Here is a 17,532-nt window from a genome sequence, read left to right as displayed (position 1 = left end):
TGCATTTGTATCTTTATAGTCCTCATACCCTAAAAATGCTTGGTATAAAGGCTGGTTTAAAGGTAGAATTTGTAAAATGTATACAAAGATATCCTTTATCAAATACCCTTTACTGGCTTTATAAAAATTTACCAGTAGGACAAAAAATGGGGTAAATTTATAGATAATGATATCTTATAAAATGCATACGAACAAAGCCTAGCATCACTGGTGCAACTGATACTTTATAGCTTTGTTTAGTAAGAAGTAAATTTAAAATACTTTACAATAAGTAAAATAAATTGTGGCTAAGAATATAAAAAATTTTAACTCACGCAAAAAAGGGAGTCAAACTCCCTTTAAAATTTCTTATGCCTTGCATCTTCTATAATCTCATTAGCCATATTATCAACTGTGTCGCTTATTTGTTTTGAACGACTTGCAATTTGAGCGTTTTGCTGGGTTATGTTTTCAAGTTCTATAATGGCTTCATCAATGTGTTTTATACTTTGAGTTTGGGTATTTATGCTATCTGCCATATCGTTTATTGATTGTACCAATACATTTGTATTAACTTCTATTTCGCCAAGGGATTTTTGAGTTCTTTCTGCTAGTTTTCTAACTTCATCGGCCACTACGGCAAAGCCACGTCCGTATTCTCCAGCCCTTGCTGCTTCAATGGCTGCATTTAGTGCAAGTAAATTTGTTTGTTCAGCAATATCCTTTATAATGTTAATAATGCCCTTAATATCATCACTTTGTCTAATCACATCTAAAATCTTGCTATTTATACTTTGCATTGACGCATTTGTATCTTGGGTAGCTTGTGAGGTTTGTTCTAGGGACTGCATTTGTAAATTTGTGCTTTCTTCTAGGGCTGAGACATCTTCTTTTAATAAGTGAGATTTTTCCTTTAAATTTTGTGCTATGTTTGAAGACTCATTAAGCATTCTTGAAATGGCTATGCCTATTTTATTGATATTTACTTCAAGTCCTTTTGGCTTTTCAATCCTAGCTGTAAAGTCATTTTCATCAAAGGATTTTAAAAGCTTACTAATGGAATTTAAGTCATCGCCTACTAATTCTTGCAAGGTTAAGGACATTTCATTTAAAGAATCTCTTAATTGATTCATTTGTGGATTTAGGCTTTTTGTTTTTATCTTTCTTCCAAATTTGCCATCTTTTGTTTCCTTAACTATATTTACAACCTCATTAACCAAATTTGAATCAAGCTTCATACTTTGTTGAATTTGTTCTATATTTTTATTAATGGCACTTGCTATTATGCCTAACTCATCATTGCTTTTAACATTAATAGTGCTTGTATGTTTTATTTTATGATTTAAAAAATCAAAAAAGGAGTTAATGCCCTTTTGTATAATGTGAATTTGACTTAGACTTTTACTTACAAGCACACTAATTAAGATAAGTACTATTATAATAGCACAGGCACTAACTATAATCTGCTTAATAAAGGCCCTATTTATCGCATCAGTGTAAAAACTTTCCTTTGTTATAGAACACACCATGTAAGGTGAATCACTTGCATTTGTACACATTATGGCGTAGTTTATATTGTTATCATCTTTTGCGTAAAATAGGGCTTCTTCACTTTTTTTAAGCAGGTTAGGATTTGCTTTGATAGCATTTGCTATATTTTCACTCAGTTTATTTTTGCTAAGAATTTTTTCACTATTTTCGTGAAATAAAATTTCACCCTCTGGGCTATAAACTGCTGCATAAGATATGCTAGAATGAGATTTTGCTAAGACGTCATTTGAAAAGGTTACCATATTATAAGTACTACTTGCAACACCTATTAAATTTCCCGTTTTATCATAAAATGGGGTTGAATAACCTATAGAAATTTTACCTGTACTATGTGCCTTATAAGGCTTTACTATTATAGTATCTTTTGCGATTTTAGCATCCTTATACCAGGGTCTATTTTGCATATCATAGCCTGTGCTTAAATCTAAAATTCTACCATCATTGTAGTGGTTTTTATTTGTCTTTTCATAGCCAACAAACACTAAGTCAAAGCCATAAGAATCCTTTGTTAATTGCGTTAAAAGTCTTACTTCTTCATTGCTTAAATTTGGATTTTTGCTAAGTTCGTTTGCTAATGATTTTATAGCATTTAAGCGATTTTTGCCATATTCATCAAAGCTATCTACCACATTTTCCATCAATTGATATTGATTTGTCCTTAACATATCATAAGCATTTGATTTAAAATCTAAATAGCTTAAAGTATTTGAGATAATCAAAATACAAATAATCATAATGCCAACTGATAGAGTTATTTTAAAACTAAGTCCTTTATTTTTCATAATTTTTCCTTTATTAAATTGATATAAAAATTATACAAAATTATAAATAGATATCTAATGCGAAGTGACAAAATATTAAAATTTTATTTGTAAAAATGTGTAGAAAAAACACATTTTTTTTTCTAAAAAAGGCTTGTTACTAAGAGAAATAAGGGATTAAAAGGCAGAATTTTCCGCCTTTTTTTAAATGCCCAATGCAAGCTTAAATACTACAAATACAACAGCTCCCATAATAGCAGCAGCAGGTAGGGTTATAATCCAAGCTAGACCTATAGGTTTCATCATGCCCCATTTTGCATTTTTACTATAAAATCCTACGCCTAAAACTGCCCCTATTAAGATATGAGTTGAAGAAACAGGGATACCAAATTGAGTAGCAAGTAAGATAACTATACTAGCTCCTAATTCAGCACTAAAACCAGTTGTTGGCTTAATATCAGCTAGTTTTGAACCAACGGTTGAAATAACTTCTTTTCCTAAGAACCAAAGTCCTATAACTAAGGCTACCCCAAACATTAAGATTATAGCAAAAGGAACGGGAGCGGTTGGGTTTATGGTTTGAGTTCTAAGTACGTCTAGTATAGCAGAAAACGGCCCAAGTGCGTTTGCAATGTCGTTTGCCCCATGTGAAAATGCAAAGCTTGATGCGGTAAAAATTTGAAACCAAGAAAAGATTCTATCGATTGTCTTGCTTAATTCGGTTTTTTTAACGATTTTTACCACAGCTAGTGTTATAACATAGGCTACCAAAGCGATTATAAATACTATCCACACATTTTGTACAATATCAAGTGTATTTACATTACTTAGTGCCTTAAAGAAAAACATTGAAGCAATTACAGCAGCCCCGACGCAAGCGACAATCGGTACATAAATTCTTAAATGTGAAAAGGCATCAATTTCTTTTTCTTTTTTCTTAAATTCTTTTAATTTCTTTTTATAAGAAGTTTTTACATTTTCATCTTCTTCATCATCGTCATTTTCATCAAGTACAATTTGGCTAAGTTCTATGATTTGTTCGCTTTGTACCTTAGCCTTTAAGGTTTTAAAGTATTCTTCTTTAAATTTCTTTCTTTCTTGTTTTATTTGCTTTGTTAAAACGCTTGATTCTTGTGATGGTCTTAGAATTTTCTTGTGTATAAAAGAAAAGATAATATAAGCAGCAATGCCCCCTAAAACAGGTGATATAACCCAAGATATGGCTATTTCTCCTATCTTGCCCCAGTTTACCATAGATAAGGTTTCAGACCCACTAAAGGTATAAAGACCCATGGTTACACTTGCCCCGACTATACCACCTATAATGCTATGAGTGGTTGAAACTGGCAATCCTCTTTTTGTAGCTATGAAAATCCAAGCACCCGAACTTAACAAGGCTGAAAGCATGATAATAACAAAAATCATAGGATTTAAGTCATCAGGTAAAACAACTATGCTACTTCTAATGGTTTTTGTAACCTCAGAACCAGCAAACACAGCCCCACTTAACTCAAAAACAGCTGCAATTACCAAGGCTTGTTTAACGGTAAGGGTTTTTGCCCCAACACTTGTCCCAAACGAATTGGCAACGTCATTTCCACCTATGTTAAATGCCATAAATATACCAAAAATACTCGCTAGGATAAATAAAACTAAGTAGTGATTAGGTATGTAATTATAACCCCAGATAATAAAGGCTACAACGCTTAGAATAAATACTCCGATAGCTAAAAGACTATCTTTTTTCACTTTAAATCCTTTTTTGAAATATAAAATTTTATTATACTACACATTGAATTAAACTTAGGCAAAAATTAAGATAAGTTAATTTTATGAGTAATTTAGTAACATTACTTATTTTTAAAAATAAACATTTTTTAAATAAAAAACTAACATAAAATATTAAAATATTAAAAAAACTTATTTAAAAAGTAACTATAAAATTAATTTTGTATTAAAATTTATCTTTGTTTAAATTTATGCTTTATAATACTTAGTAAGGAGATTATGATAATGATTAAAAAATTGTGTGTTTTATTTATGATAAGTTTTAGCTTTGCTGATATGAATTTTAGTAGAAAGATTACTCATTTTGATTTTAATAAAAGCAAAGATTTTCCAAAACAAGTAAGCACAGAAAGCATAAGTTATCAAGATGGTTTTAATCAACTTTTACAAAATGCCCTTGAAAGTACAAATAGGACTGATAAGGCAAAGGGCAGTATAGATATAGAAAATAGGATTGTTGAGATTACAAATTTATATTCTTTGTATGATGGGGTATATAATTCTTTATTTTTTCAAAGGGATTTAGTTTTAGCACAAGAAGATTATATATATTCAGGGGGTCTAGTAAATCGCTTTGAAATGGATGATTATTTTTTAGGGTTTAATGGCTTTATAGATAAACAAAAAAATCAAAAAAATGATACTAGCGTAGGGGCTGAATTTGCTTATACACACTTTGTTAAGGCTTATGCAAATTATTATATGCCAGATGAAGAAAAGGAAAGTTTGCAATACGGGCTAAGTTGCATAATACCAAATTTTAAAATATTTGTTTTTGATATTAGCAAGGATAGTGAAAAATCAAATTATCAAATTTCTTACACGCCTTTTTATATCTTTGATATAAGTATTTTATACAGAGATTATGATGATGAGCTTACAAAAAGTGATACTATTATTCAATTTGGCTTTAATTTAAAGTTAAATGAGCGAATTTCTCAGCAATTTAAGAAAAAATATAATAGCTTTGAAGAGGTCAATCGCTATAATTTTTTAGAAAGAATTCACTAAATTTTTTATATAATAAGGCATTTTTTTAATAAGGAAAGATATGCGTAAAATACTTAGTTTAATGATTGTAGCACTTTTTATTATAAGTTGTGCAAATAATGATGAAGGTCTTAAAATAGGCATAGCCCCCAATTATAAGCCCTTTGATTATAAACAAGATGGAAAATTAACCGGCTTTGATGTTGATTTAGTAGAAATGATAGCTAAGAAAGAAGGTATAAAAATAACTTGGCAAGAACTTAGCTTTGATGGGCTTATTCCAGCCTTAAAAACAAGTAAAATTAACATGATAGCCTCTGCTATGAGTAAGACAGAAGAAAGGGCAAAAAATGTTGATTTTAGCGATACTTATTATCTAACTAAAAATCTTTACATAAAGCATAAAGATAACACAAAGCTTAAAAATAAAGATGATTTAACTAACCTTAAAATAGGCGTTCAACTTGGCACCTTGCAAGAAGTGGCCGCAAAAAATATTAAAAATGCAGATGTTCAAACAAATGAAGACTTAAATATAGCCATTTTAGCCTTAAAAAATAAAAAAATTGATGCAGTGGTTGCTGATAAAGACGTGGCTAGAGGCTATTTAAAAGAAAATGCTGAATTAGAAGTATTTTTTGAAGAAAATGATGGAAGTAGTGGACTTAGCTTTGCCTTTGAAAAGGATAAACATAAAGAAATAATTTTAAAATTTAATAGAACCTTGCAAGAATTTAAGCAAGATGGCAGTTATGAAAAATTGCTTGAAAAATATGATTTAAAATGAGTAAAAAATACCTTTTAAAACACCAAAATAAGGAAGTTTTAGAATTTGAAGTACAAAATGATATTTTAGATTTTAATACTAAGCAAGATTACAAACATAATTTTGCTAATATTTTTAGGGTACAAAACGCTAAGATAATAAATGAGAAATTTTTACCACTTTATTTTAGTAAAAAAGCAAATACCATTAATCAAGAAATGCAAAAATGGCTTAGTATAAGGCAAATTCCAAGATATAGAATCAATCAAAGGCAAATTTTTTCAACCCTTACTAAAAAAGCAAGGCTTAATATAGATGAGTATTTAAATAAAACCCTTGCTTTGTCTATAAATGATAGTTATTTTATAAGCCCTTTGTATAAAAATTACGATTGGGAAAAAGTAAATTTATACAAAAATGATATTGATAAAAGTCTAATGAAAGTCGCCTTTTTGGGCAAAGAAAAATACATTGACAAAGGACTTATTTTATCGCCTGAATTTACAACGGGCGGTTCTCTTAATAAGGCTTGGAATAAAAAAAATGATAAATTTTATCTTTATAAGGGCAATGGGCGAAAGATTATAGATAATAGGCTTGATAAAAATAAAATCATAGTTTATGGCACAAAAGAGGCCTTTGGTGAATTTTATATGGCACAAATTGCTAAGATTATGAATTTTCCTTGCGTTGAATACGATTTAAAAACATTTTATAATAACCTAGTTTGTGTTTGTGAAAGCTTTACTAATGAAAATGAGGGCTTTGTGGCAATGAGTAATTTTATCATAGACAAAAGGCTTAAAATGTATTTTGATAAAAATACCTGGCAAGATATAATGATATTTGATGGCTTAATAGCTAATCTTGCAAGAAACTATACAAATTTTGGCTTTATAATCAATAATAATACAAATGAACTTTTAAGACCAGCACCTCTTTTTGATAATGGTTTTTCTTTATTTAACTTACTTAAAGAAAATCAGTTAAGGGATATTGAAAATGCAGTTTTCAAATGGAAAAGCTTTTTTGGAGTGCCTATTTTAAAGCAATTTTTTACCTTTTTGCAAAAAAGGCATATTGAAGGCTTGGAAAGGTTAAGTACCTTTCATTTTATAAGGCATAGTGAATTTAATCTTAATGAAGAATGGCTTGAAAGTATTGAAAATTATTTGCAAAATATAGCTAAAAAGGGTTTAAAACGGCTTGTTTTAAGTAAAAATCATTTAAATATAACGCTTTAATATATAATTTAAGAATTTGAAAAAAGTTAAATATTTTTTAAATTTTTGCCCTTTTTATTTGTTTTTTATGTTAAAATACCTAATCAACGATTTTAAAAAGAAGGAGAAAAAATGACATTAGATGTCAAATATCCTATTGTGGGATTTGAAAAAACTAGCAAGGTTGAACTCAGCAAAATCGATGATTTATTCGTTCAAATTAAAAGCCTTGACGGAGATGATTTTACAATCGTTCTTATCAATCCTTATGCGATTAGACCAGAGTATGAATTTGATATTCCTGCAAATTACCAAGCCTTACTTGGAATAACTAATGATTCAAAGCACGTAGAAATTTATAACACAGTTGGACTTGCTAAAACAGTTGGTGAATCAACAGTGAATTTCTTAGCACCCTTTGTTATAAATAAAGATAATAATACAATCGTGCAAGTTATTTTGGATATTGGGTACTATCCTAATTATTTTCAAGCTGATAAGATTTCAAAGTATATAAAGCAATAATGCCAAGTATTTATATACTTGCAAATGGAGTTATGGCACAGGCCTTAGCCCATGGTTTGAAAGATAATTATGAAGTCATTTTTGTGGGTCGCAACCTTTCAAAATTATCTTCTTTAAAAGAGCAAGGCTTTAAAACCTTGCTTTATGAAAATTTTAACCTAGATGATAAAAATGTCATTCTTGCCTTTAAGCCTTATGCCTTTGATGAAGTTTCTACATTACTTCGAGGCGAGGCAAAAATTCTTATCTCAGTTTTGGCAAATACAAATTTAAATAAACTTTCTTCTATAAAAGCACAAAATATAGTTAGAATTATGCCAAATATTGCTGCAAAATATAAGGTATCAGCTACCCCTTTTGTTTTGAAAAATGAAAAATTTAAGGATGAAATTTTAGCCATTTTGCAAAGTTTTGGTTATGCTTATGAGTTAGATAATGAAGAACAAATGCCAGTAGCAACTGCTATTTGTGGCTGTGGTCCTGCTTTTTTAGCAATGGTTGCTGAAAGCATAGCAGGAGGTGGCGTTTTAGAAGGGCTTAATAAAAATTTAAGCTATGATTTAACAAAGGCACTTTTTAAAAGCACGAGTGAGCTTTTAAAGCACGAACACCCTGCCATTATTAAAGAAAATGTTTGCTCACCAGCAGGAGTTAGCATAAAGGGCGTTAGGGCACTTGAAAAAAATGGCATAAGAACGGCATTTTTTGAAGCAATTAGTGCTAGTTCAAATAAATGAAAGCCTTTTCATTAATAGAACTTGTAGCTGTCATAATCATCTTGGGCATAGTTTTTTCAGGCTTTTTTAAATTTCACGAACAAAGCTATATTTTTAGTTCTTATATAAATTATTTACAAAAATTATATGATTTAGAAAAAGAACTTTATCAAAATCCACAAACTAGTCTTATAAGTCTTCAAATAAGTTCTTTTGGCGAAGTAAAATTAAACCAAAATAAAGCAAGTAATTCAAATTTTAGCTTAAATTCATTAGTAGCAAATGAAAATAATTTAAGCGTGTATTTTAAATGAAACAAGCTTTTAGTTTGGTTGAAAACATACTTGTAATAGTACTTTTAGGCATAATCTTTGCCGTTATTTTTAAGCCCTTGCAAGAAAGTTATCGCTTAAATTTCACGCATTTAAAAGAAGATAGCTTGACAATTGACATAAATTTAGCCCTTTTATTTATGGATAAAATACTTTCAAACTGCATTGATATAAACATTGAAAATAATGGTTTTAATTGCTTATTAAAAGATAGTGAAAATTTATTAAATTTAGAAAATAAAAAACTTTCTTTGTTAAATTCATCCTTGCTTTTAAAAATAAATTCTCATTTTTATATACCAAATGCTAAATTAAGTCAAATTTTAGAAAATAGAAAAAAACTTTTTAATGATAGCAATCAAAGAATTTTTGCCCTTAATGACGATAAATTAATCACCTTACAAGTTATTAATGATAATAATGTTAGCGTAAGTAGTGATTTTAATGGCTTTTTTACGCCCATATTTGCTAAGGTTAATTTTAGTTTAGAAAATGATGATTTAATTTATAATATCTATCCAAATATTACAGATGAAAGTCTTAAACAAAGTGCTATTTTAGCAAAAAATATAAGCGAATTTAAGCTTAGTTATAACACAAATTTTTATAGCTTAAAGCTTTGTGTTAAGGATTTTTGCTTAGAAAAGTTGGCATTATGAAAAATGCCTATGCCTTATTTAGTGCTGTTTTTATTATATCTTTTATAGCATTAATCATTAGCCTAAGCCTTAATATAACAAGCTATACACCAAGGATAGTAAGCGATACTCATAAATATTTACAAGGCAAAATTTTAGCCTCAAATGGAAAAAATTTAGCAAAATACTTTTTATATATAGCAAAAAATTATAATAAAGAATGCCTAAATTCCATAAGTTTTAATTATCCAAGTATAAATGATACTATAAGGATTGATTATTTTTATGCCTTTGGTGAGTGTGAAAATTTTGTTTTTAAAAATATAAATAGTGACGTAAATTTATCAAAAGAAGGGGTAATAACAGCAAATATAAGCGTTTCTATAAATGCAAATAAAGGTGTTAATGAAGAAATTTTTATAAATAAAAAATATAGTTTTGTAGCTAAAGAAGCCTTTTTTAATTAGTTTCTAAATTTAAAAAATTTAGAAACTAAATATATTATAAGCCTTCAAATGGATTACTTATAACATTTTTTCTATCAACTATGTAAGGGATTAGTGCCACATGTCTAGCCCTTTTAATAGCAACTTCTACCATTTCTTGATATTTCTTGCTAGTCCCTGTTAAGCGACGAGGCATAATCTTAAAACGTTCAGACAAAGCATGTTTTAACATAGCTGTATCTTTGTAATCTATGAACTCAACCTTAGCCTCGGTGTATTTGCAATATTTGCGTGAATATTTTCTTTTTTCTGCCATAATGTATCCTTTTAAAATGGTAACTCTTTATCTTCGTCATCATAAGCGTCAACGTCGATTTCTTTGAGTTTTTCTTGGTTTTGGTTTTGTAAATTTTGCTGTGGAGATGGACCTTTTGGAAAATTTGCATTGTAATTGTTTTGTCTAAAATTTCTATCTTCGCCATATGGGTCATAACTATTGCCCTGAGACATGTAGTTATTGTTATAGCCACTAGAATTTGGACTATAATTATTTCCCCCTCCTTGACCTCCCCCTAGCATTTCCATAGTTTCAACATAAACGCTATGTTTTGAGCGATTTTGACCATTTTGATCAACCCATTGTTCAAAACGCAAACGTCCATCAATCAAAATTTTACTGCCCTTACGCAAATATTGATTTGCTATTTCTGCTGTACGACCAAAAAAGCTAATATCAATAAAGCAAGTTTCATCTCTTTTTTCACCTGTATTAGCTGTATATTTTCTAGTTACAGCAATAGCCGATGAACCAATCGCCGTACCACTTGCAATGTATCGTACTTCAATGTCTCTTGTTAAATTCCCAACCAAAACAACTTTGTTAAACATATCTTTTCCTATTGAATTTCAGGTGCATCTATAGGTTTGATTTCTTTTTTAGATTGTTTAATACCATGACTTAGCTTTTCCCAAGCAGCAATTTCTTTTTTGTTTTCATACTTAACAATCAAAAATCTAATCACTTCTTCTGTAATTCTAAGCACCCTTTCAAGTTCGGCGATTAAGGTAGTAGGTGCCTTAAAATAAATTACAAAATATGTTCCTCTTTCGTATTTTTTAATCTTATAAGCAAGCTTTCTAGTGCCCATAGGAACAACGCTTTCAATGGTACCACCATTTGAGTTAAGAATTTCTTTAACAAATTCCACCTTAGCATTAAGTTCTTCTTCTGTCAAAGTAGGCTTTAAAATAAATAAAACCTCGTAGTGTTTCATATTTTCTCCTTGTGGATATTAAGCCCATTTTTTTAAAAAAACAGGCAAGGATTTTGCATAAAGCAAGAGTTGAATTTTAGCTAAAAAAACTTAATTTGTTATAAATAAAATTTAGTGCATAAACCTTAAAATATCATTAAAGGTTGCAAAAATCATTAAGCTTAAAAGCAAAGCCATTCCACCATAACTTAAGTATTCAAAGACCTTTAAAGGCACTTTTTTTCCAAAAAACATTTCATATAAATTAAACAAAATATGACCCCCGTCAAGCATAGGAATAGGCAATAAATTTAAGATTCCAAGATTTATAGAAATTAATGCAGTAATAAGTAAAAGCACCGATAAACTAATACCAGCAGCCTTTGAAGTAACATCAACCATGGTTATAATGCCACCTAAATTTTTTGCTTCTATCTCACCGTTTATTAATTTTGCAATGCCTTTTATTATAAGTAAGGACGCGTTTATGCTTTCTTCATAAGCATATTTTAAGCCATCAAGCCCCTTATAATAAATAGTAGTTAAATTTTGTGCTGGATAAATGCCAAGTAAGGGTTTTTGTATCATTTGCATAAATTCATTGTAAGAGGTACCTAGTGTAGGCGTAACTGATAAATTCAAGTTTTCATTTTCTCTTTTTATCAGTATATTTAAATTTCCACCACTTAGCAAGGGCGAAATTTCATCAAAACTTTTAATACTAACCCCATTAATAGCTAAAATAATATCCCCTTCTTTAAAACCAGCCATTTTTGCAGCAGAATTTTCACTAAATCCACCGATTTGAGCTACCCTTTTTTCAACCCCTAAATTTGCAATCATCAAATAAAGCAAAAAGGCTAAAAATATATTAAAAAAAGGACCTGCAAAGAGTATATAAATTTTCTTCAAAGGACTTAATAGGCTATAACTTCCTTCTTCAAAGACCTCTTTGCTAGGACTTAGATCATCTTGTCCTTTAAGCTTTACATACCCTCCAAAGGGCAAGGCACTAAGCCTATATTTTGTATTATTAATCTCTTTTTCTAAAAGGGCTTTTCCAAAGCCTATACTAAAAACTTCAACCTTAACCTTTAAGGATTTCGCAGCTAAAAAATGCCCTAATTCATGAAAAAATATCAAAAAAGAAATCACTAAAAGCGTGATTAAAAATTCAAAAGAATAATAATGCACCCCCAAAGCAATAACTAAAATAAGAAAAATTAAAGATTTCATCGTATACCTAACTTAATAAATTTCACATATTTATAAATGTATTCTAAACCAGAATAAAGGGTTAAGAAAAAGGCTACATAAAGGATAATATCGCCAAATTGCCATTGCATAGTTAAAAAAATGATAGCTGTCATTTGAAAGCCAGTTTTAAGCTTACCAGCAAAGGATGCACTTACATTTAAATTTTCACTTGCCATAACCACCCTAAAACCTGTGATAAAAAATTCCCTTACAAGTATCAAATAAATAATCCACTCATTTGCCCTGCCCAAAATCAAAAGCCCCAAAAATACTGCTAAGATAAGCATTTTATCAGCTAATGGATCTAAAATAGCCCCAAGTTTAGTTGCTTGTTTCCAAGTCCTTGCCACAAAGCCATCAAAAAAATCACTCAACGCAGCTATGCCAAAAACAAGGGTTACAAAATAATCAATCCAGCTTTGATGAATATTCTCAAAATAATGCGTCATTAAAAAAAATAATAATGGAGCTAAAATCATCCTAAGCAAAGCAAGAGTATTTGGCAAATTCATCTTTTTTTTCAAACCCTTAAAATCTAAAAATATAATATTTTATCTTAAAAATATTAATATAGCAATTTTAATCGTTTTAGCTAAGTTTTTAAATTTTTTAATCATTTTTCATCTCTTTCAAAAAAAGTTTGAAAAATATATTTTTTAAACTTTTTTGGGGTAAAAATGTTTTATATAATTAATATTTTTTGAGATTTAAATGATAAATTTTCATAAATATTAATGCTTTAAATTCATAAATTTCAAGTATTAAACAATTTTTTAATTTTTCTTATATCTTTTCTTTAATTCCTTTATATCTTTAAAAATAAATTTTAATAAACCTAAACGCCATTTATTTTTATAAGCTTTAATCCAAGCAGAACCAAGTTTATAAGTAAAATATTTTTGTATTTTTAAAGCTTCTTGATAATCACTATAATATTTAAGTGGTATAGAAGCGTCTAAATAATCTAAATTTTTATGGTTGATAGCAGTTGCAAATAATAAATAAGGTATTTTTAAGCAAGATATAAAAGAATGAGAATTTTCTATAAGAATTTTGCCAAATTTATAAGAAAGATGATTTTTTACTATTACAACAGACATGCCATAAATACAAAAAAATGTCTTGCATAAGTCACTATTAATGGGTTTTTGTATTGTAGTTTTTAAGGCATTTACAAACCTAGTTTCACAATATTTTAAAAAAATATCATAATTAAGCATAAAATAATATTTTTTAAAAATATCTAATTTTATTTGTTTTAAATAAAAACTAGCTTTCTCAAAATCATACACTTTCAAACAAGAATCAATCACTAAACATAACAAAACAGGGTGTTTATCAAAGTCAAGTCCTCTAAGTAAAAGTTCTTGTATAGCTTTTTCATCTTTATTTAATTTTCTTGCAAAAATATATAATACTATAGTGGAATACACATTTTGCAAATAATGGATTTTAATAGTGGCAAAGTTTTTATTTATAATATCAAAAATTTTTTCTTGTTTAAAAATAGTATTATAATGAGTAGGATATTTAGTGCTTCCTATGGCACTAGCTAATCTTGAAAAGCCACTTCCACCACTATAAATTTCTTTTGCATTAGACATAAATATTAGCTCAGAAAAGGTTTGTTTAAATTTATCAAGTTTAGCATCTATAAAAGTTCTTATAAGATAAATTTCTTTGTTATATTTTTCTTTTATATAAGTTTTTAAATTTAATGCTTGTTCTTCATCTTCATAGGCTAAAACAACCTTTTTATCAAAATTTAAAATTATAAGTTCTAGGGCTATTTCAGTTGGCATTGCTTTTAATAAGATAAAATTTTCATATGCCAACCACATTCTTTTGCCATAAACAATATCCCCACTTCTTATGTGAATTACCACAAAATCTCCAAGTTTTTTTGCTTTTTCATTCATATCTTGCATTAAGCTTTTTAATTCTTTTTTAAAAGGCAATTCATAAAATAAATTTTTATATTCTGTTAAATAATTATCTGGTAAATTTGCAACATTTAAAAAACCATGTCCCATAAAATAACCAAAGGTTTGAGTAAAATTTTCTTTTTTTTCATACTCTTTTAATGTTAGCCTAGGCAAGGATAGATTACTCCAACTCCATTTAAATTCTTTTTCATCATAACAATGATTAAATAAAAACTCTTTTTCAAAAAGATCTTTTTTTTTAACAATATCTATAAAATCATCAACTTTTAACTCACTCCATAAAAAACCAAATTTTAAATTCGTATGCCTTGCTAAATAAATAGCATTTAAAATAGCTATGATTCTATCGCCTAAACCAGAATTATGAATAGGCATAATGATTAAATTTATCTTTCTTTTAAAAATTTTTATATCTAATTCATGGCTTAAATTTTCAAATTTTATAAATCTTAGTTCTTTTGTAGCATAAAGTTGTACTTCTGTATATTCTTCATAAAATTTAAACAAAGTTTTATCACAAACTACAAATTTTTCATCATCTTTTGCAATGCTAACTACGACATTTTTATCATTAAATCTTATTATATCAATGTCTATATCTTTACCTAAATCATATATTATGCAAGTATCTTTTTTTATAATATCATTATTTAAAATATCACAATCTATTTCTTTAAAAATCAACTTTCTACCCTATCTAGTTCTAAAATCGCATCTATAATTCTTTTACAAGCCTTGCCATCTTTATAGGCAAAAACTTGCATATTTTCTAAGTATTTTTTGTCCGGCTTAAAATCATTTTTAGATAAAAGTTCAAGTTCTTTTAATAGGCTTTGCAAATCATACACCACAGGTCCAAAGCCATTTTTTTCATAGTTAAAATAACCTTGCTGGTATGTATGATTATTAAAATTTTCTTTTTTGTCAAATTGATAATAAATTACTGGTTTGTTTAAATAAGCCATTTCAAAGGATATGGAAGAATAATCAGTAATCATAAGCTTAGCCCTTTTCAATAAGGCTTGATAGGATTCATTTGATACTTTTATATGAATTGGAAATTTTTTAAAAAAATTAAGCATGATTGGGTGTGGGCGAAAGATGATTTCATAGCCGTGTTTTTGGGCTAATTCTTTTAAAAAATCACTTTGTAAAAGATTATTTATCATTATAAAAAACTCACTTTTATAAAAATTATTATTTTTATAAAAATTAATATCCGAAAAATCACCTAAATACCTTCTCCAACTAGGCGTTATAAGTATGGTATTTGTACTTTCATTTTTTAAACTATCATGCCTTGCTAAGCCACTTAGTAAAACTTCTTTTTTACCAAATTTATACTTAGAAAAATCGCTTGCAATAGCCTTGTACTCATTTTTTGAAGAAGTTATAAATAAGGATATATTTTTTGAATTAAGCCATTCATGTAAATCATTTAAAATGACCCCATGTTGTAAAAAAATAAATTCTTTATTATTAAAATCCTTTAATATCACATAATCTGCTTGTGAGCTTAAAAACTTACCAGCTTTCAAAATAGTCTTATAATAAGCCTTGCTTTGATAATCTATTAGCTTAAAATCATCTTTTTTAAGCCTACTCCAATCTTTACTTTTCTTAGAAAGTACAAAATAAATTTCTTGTTTAGGGTAGTGTTTTTGCACATATTTATATAGGTGTTCAGCGTTATCATCAGCTTGATTATGTCTATCCATAAAAATCCAAGCCTTACCCTGAGTAGCTAAGAAGCTTAATTTTTTAGTAATTAAACTTATATCAAATCTTAGATAATCTTTATTGCTAAAATTAATAAAGGCTTTTTTATTATTTATAATGGCTGTTAAAATTTGTGCTTTTAGATTTAGCTTTATCCAAAGTCTTATTTCATATATAAAAACTCGTCCTAAAAAGTCATTTAAAACTATTTTTTTATATCTTATATCTTGCCTTACTTCATCGCACAATATATCAATATTTTCATTAATATCGTTTGTATAATAAGAAAACAAAACCATATTTTTAGCTTTATCAAATTCTTTTATAAACATAGTTTGAATATGTGGTTTTTCATTTTTAAAGCAGTTTAAGATACCTATTTTATGCCAAAAAGCTAGATTAGAAAGCCTATAATTTAAAATGCTATCTTTATCAATCAACTTAAAACACTCATCAAGCAGGCTTAAATATTCTTTTTTTTCGCTATCATTTAATAAAGAAAGATTGTTTTCGTTATTAATTATAGGCTTTATTTGATAAGATATATGATAAAGACAAACAAGCTGGGTATTAAAGGGTATAAAATTTAATTTTTCTTTATACTCTTTTAAAAGCTTAAAGCATCCTTCTTTAATAGTAGTTAAAAAATAATCTTTGCTAAGAGAATTATCAAGCAAAGAACTCTTATCACTTCTTTTTCTATAATAATACCTTGCATCTTTTAAAAAGGCGATTTTACACCCATAATTATTTAGTAAAAATATATTTATAAAAAAAGCATCTTCAAAATTTGGTTTTATTTTTTCATTAAATTTTAAATTATTTATTAAACCTAGCCTTATTTCTGTTGCATGTGTGCATAATTGTATAAAATCATTTGTAGTATTAGTATTTATAATAATATCTTCTTTAAATTTATATCTTAATGGATGAGTATCATCAAGCATCGTATATTGTTCTTTGTAAAAAATCAAATTTGTAGCAATTAAGGCTAAATTGTCATGCTCATTTAAAAATTTATCCACTTCATAAAAATACTCAAAATCTATAAAATCATCACTATCCTTAAAACTAATATAAGTTTTTTCTTTATTTAATTTTAAATCTTTAATAAATTCTAAGCCCGTATTTCTAGCACTTGCAGGACCATTATTTTTTTTATGTATATAAAAGATATTCTTACTAAATTTATTTTGATATTTTTTAATTATATTAGCACTATTATCAATACTTCCATCATCAATCATAATAAGCAAAATATTATTTTTAAAATCAAGCCTTTGATTAATAAAGCTTTTAAAATAATCGTTTAAATATTTAGCACTATTATAACAAGCAGTAATTACTATAAATTTATATTCGCTTTTTTTCTTTTTTGCCTTCACAGAATTTATAATTCCTTTTATCAAAAAGTTCTTTTTTAAGATAGCATCCACAAAAAAAGCTTTAGGATTTTGTCTAAGTTTAAGTAATTTTTTTCTTAAATGTATCATGGTTTAATCCTTAAAACTTAAAATAACTTTAAAAGTTTGAAAACTACTATTTTCAAAACAAAAAAGCTTAAAAAATCACGCAAAAATTTTTGATTTTTTAGTCTTTAAAAAATGAATTGTACTTTATTTTCTCTATAATCAAACTTAAA

The 17,532-nt window shown here is 27.7% G+C and carries 17 protein-coding genes and 1 pseudogene; 8 read left to right on the top strand and 10 right to left on the bottom strand.

Annotated features, from left to right (window positions below; genetic code table 11):
• Positions 1 to 338: 338 nt before the first annotated feature.
• From FMM56_RS09430 to FMM56_RS07210, 3 genes and pseudogenes are all read right to left on the bottom strand, one after another.
• Positions 339 to 1,508, bottom strand: coding sequence for a methyl-accepting chemotaxis protein (locus tag FMM56_RS09430; RefSeq protein ID WP_411675370.1), 1,170 nt, complete (start codon positions 1,506 to 1,508; stop codon positions 339 to 341).
• A 276-nt stretch (positions 1,509 to 1,784) separates the two neighbouring features.
• A pseudogene (locus FMM56_RS09425) lies at positions 1,785 to 2,168 on the bottom strand (PDC sensor domain-containing protein); the annotation flags it as partial.
• Positions 2,169 to 2,495: 327 nt separating this feature from the next.
• Positions 2,496 to 4,040 carry an inorganic phosphate transporter gene (locus FMM56_RS07210; protein WP_150208209.1) on the bottom strand — a complete coding sequence of 515 codons (1,545 nt, stop codon included), beginning with the start codon at positions 4,038 to 4,040 and terminating at the stop codon, positions 2,496 to 2,498.
• A 264-nt stretch (positions 4,041 to 4,304) separates the two neighbouring features.
• On the opposite strand from FMM56_RS07210, the gene FMM56_RS07205 reads away from it, so the two are divergent.
• The 8 genes from FMM56_RS07205 (at position 4,305) to FMM56_RS07170 (ending at position 9,736) form a co-directional block, all read left to right on the top strand.
• Positions 4,305 to 5,090 (top strand): inverse autotransporter beta domain-containing protein, encoded by a 786-nt coding sequence (locus tag FMM56_RS07205; RefSeq protein ID WP_190319036.1) that lies wholly within the window; start codon positions 4,305 to 4,307, stop codon positions 5,088 to 5,090.
• A gap of 40 nt (positions 5,091 to 5,130) precedes the next feature.
• Entirely contained in the window at positions 5,131 to 5,856 is a 726-nt protein-coding gene (locus FMM56_RS07200) for a transporter substrate-binding domain-containing protein (RefSeq protein WP_150140312.1), read from the top strand.
• Positions 5,853 to 7,079, top strand: coding sequence for a hypothetical protein (locus FMM56_RS07195; protein WP_150208204.1), 1,227 nt, complete (start codon positions 5,853 to 5,855; stop codon positions 7,077 to 7,079). The genes FMM56_RS07200 and FMM56_RS07195 overlap by 4 nt, the downstream gene beginning before the upstream one ends.
• 111 nt (positions 7,080 to 7,190) lie before the next feature.
• The gene (gene fliW / locus FMM56_RS07190; RefSeq protein ID WP_150140308.1) at positions 7,191 to 7,583 is read left to right on the top strand and encodes a flagellar assembly protein FliW; all 393 of its coding nucleotides are present in this window, start codon (positions 7,191 to 7,193) and stop codon (positions 7,581 to 7,583) included.
• A complete protein-coding gene (locus FMM56_RS07185; protein ID WP_150208202.1) occupies positions 7,583 to 8,320 on the top strand; it encodes a pyrroline-5-carboxylate reductase in 738 nt (245 codons plus the stop codon). The genes fliW and FMM56_RS07185 overlap by 1 nt, the downstream gene beginning before the upstream one ends.
• Positions 8,317 to 8,613, top strand: coding sequence for a type II secretion system protein (locus tag FMM56_RS07180; protein WP_150180332.1), 297 nt, complete (start codon positions 8,317 to 8,319; stop codon positions 8,611 to 8,613). The genes FMM56_RS07185 and FMM56_RS07180 overlap by 4 nt, the downstream gene beginning before the upstream one ends.
• Entirely contained in the window at positions 8,610 to 9,290 is a 681-nt protein-coding gene (locus FMM56_RS07175; protein WP_150206134.1) for a type II secretion system protein, read from the top strand. The genes FMM56_RS07180 and FMM56_RS07175 overlap by 4 nt, the downstream gene beginning before the upstream one ends.
• Positions 9,287 to 9,736, top strand: a complete 450-nt coding sequence (locus tag FMM56_RS07170; protein ID WP_150206147.1) for a hypothetical protein — start codon at positions 9,287 to 9,289, stop codon at positions 9,734 to 9,736. Before FMM56_RS07175 ends, FMM56_RS07170 begins: the two co-directional genes overlap by 4 nt.
• 34 nt (positions 9,737 to 9,770) lie before the next feature.
• On the opposite strand, the gene rpsR is transcribed toward FMM56_RS07170, so the two are convergent.
• The 7 genes from rpsR to FMM56_RS07135 form a co-directional block, all read right to left on the bottom strand.
• A complete protein-coding gene (gene rpsR / locus FMM56_RS07165) occupies positions 9,771 to 10,031 on the bottom strand; it encodes a 30S ribosomal protein S18 (RefSeq protein ID WP_150140300.1) in 261 nt (86 codons plus the stop codon).
• 11 nt (positions 10,032 to 10,042) lie between these two features.
• Positions 10,043 to 10,603: a single-stranded DNA-binding protein gene (locus tag FMM56_RS07160; RefSeq protein ID WP_150140298.1), complete on the bottom strand. Its 561-nt coding sequence runs from the start codon at positions 10,601 to 10,603 to the stop codon at positions 10,043 to 10,045.
• 8 nt (positions 10,604 to 10,611) lie between these two features.
• On the bottom strand, positions 10,612 to 10,989 hold the full coding sequence (rpsF, locus tag FMM56_RS07155) for a 30S ribosomal protein S6 (protein WP_150151826.1): 378 nt from the start codon (positions 10,987 to 10,989) through the stop codon (positions 10,612 to 10,614).
• 111 nt (positions 10,990 to 11,100) lie between these two features.
• Positions 11,101 to 12,204 (bottom strand): RIP metalloprotease RseP, encoded by a 1,104-nt coding sequence (rseP, locus tag FMM56_RS07150; protein ID WP_150208199.1) that lies wholly within the window; start codon positions 12,202 to 12,204, stop codon positions 11,101 to 11,103.
• A complete protein-coding gene (pgsA, locus tag FMM56_RS07145; RefSeq protein WP_150208212.1) occupies positions 12,201 to 12,737 on the bottom strand; it encodes a CDP-diacylglycerol--glycerol-3-phosphate 3-phosphatidyltransferase in 537 nt (178 codons plus the stop codon). Before pgsA ends, rseP begins: the two co-directional genes overlap by 4 nt.
• Positions 12,738 to 12,998: 261 nt before the next feature.
• Positions 12,999 to 14,855, bottom strand: coding sequence for a hypothetical protein (locus FMM56_RS07140; protein WP_150208197.1), 1,857 nt, complete (start codon positions 14,853 to 14,855; stop codon positions 12,999 to 13,001).
• Entirely contained in the window at positions 14,852 to 17,383 is a 2,532-nt protein-coding gene (locus tag FMM56_RS07135) for a CDP-glycerol glycerophosphotransferase family protein (protein ID WP_150208195.1), read from the bottom strand. Before FMM56_RS07135 ends, FMM56_RS07140 begins: the two co-directional genes overlap by 4 nt.
• Positions 17,384 to 17,532: the final 149 nt, after the last annotated feature.

This window comes from Campylobacter sp. LR264d (assembly GCF_008633895.1).
In the GTDB taxonomy this organism is placed as follows: domain Bacteria; phylum Campylobacterota; class Campylobacteria; order Campylobacterales; family Campylobacteraceae; genus Campylobacter_D.
Note: the sequence above shows the minus strand (reverse complement) of the source record. Positions and strands in the feature narration are given on the sequence as shown.

Coding starts and splice junctions, on each gene's coding strand:
- rpsF (WP_150151826.1), bottom strand. CDS start 10,989: ATGAAACACTACGAGGTTTTATTTATTTTAAAGCCTACTTTGACAGAA.
- FMM56_RS07170 (WP_150206147.1), top strand. CDS start 9,287: ATGAAAAATGCCTATGCCTTATTTAGTGCTGTTTTTATTATATCTTTT.
- FMM56_RS07175 (WP_150206134.1), top strand. CDS start 8,610: ATGAAACAAGCTTTTAGTTTGGTTGAAAACATACTTGTAATAGTACTT.
- fliW (WP_150140308.1), top strand. CDS start 7,191: ATGACATTAGATGTCAAATATCCTATTGTGGGATTTGAAAAAACTAGC.
- rseP (WP_150208199.1), bottom strand. CDS start 12,204: ATGAAATCTTTAATTTTTCTTATTTTAGTTATTGCTTTGGGGGTGCAT.
- rpsR (WP_150140300.1), bottom strand. CDS start 10,031: ATGGCAGAAAAAAGAAAATATTCACGCAAATATTGCAAATACACCGAG.
- FMM56_RS07200 (WP_150140312.1), top strand. CDS start 5,131: ATGCGTAAAATACTTAGTTTAATGATTGTAGCACTTTTTATTATAAGT.
- FMM56_RS07160 (WP_150140298.1), bottom strand. CDS start 10,603: ATGTTTAACAAAGTTGTTTTGGTTGGGAATTTAACAAGAGACATTGAA.
- pgsA (WP_150208212.1), bottom strand. CDS start 12,737: ATGAATTTGCCAAATACTCTTGCTTTGCTTAGGATGATTTTAGCTCCA.
- FMM56_RS07195 (WP_150208204.1), top strand. CDS start 5,853: ATGAGTAAAAAATACCTTTTAAAACACCAAAATAAGGAAGTTTTAGAA.
- FMM56_RS09430 (WP_411675370.1), bottom strand. CDS start 1,508: ATGGTGTGTTCTATAACAAAGGAAAGTTTTTACACTGATGCGATAAAT.
- FMM56_RS07185 (WP_150208202.1), top strand. CDS start 7,583: ATGCCAAGTATTTATATACTTGCAAATGGAGTTATGGCACAGGCCTTA.
- FMM56_RS07205 (WP_190319036.1), top strand. CDS start 4,305: ATGATTAAAAAATTGTGTGTTTTATTTATGATAAGTTTTAGCTTTGCT.
- FMM56_RS07135 (WP_150208195.1), bottom strand. CDS start 17,383: ATGATACATTTAAGAAAAAAATTACTTAAACTTAGACAAAATCCTAAA.
- FMM56_RS07180 (WP_150180332.1), top strand. CDS start 8,317: ATGAAAGCCTTTTCATTAATAGAACTTGTAGCTGTCATAATCATCTTG.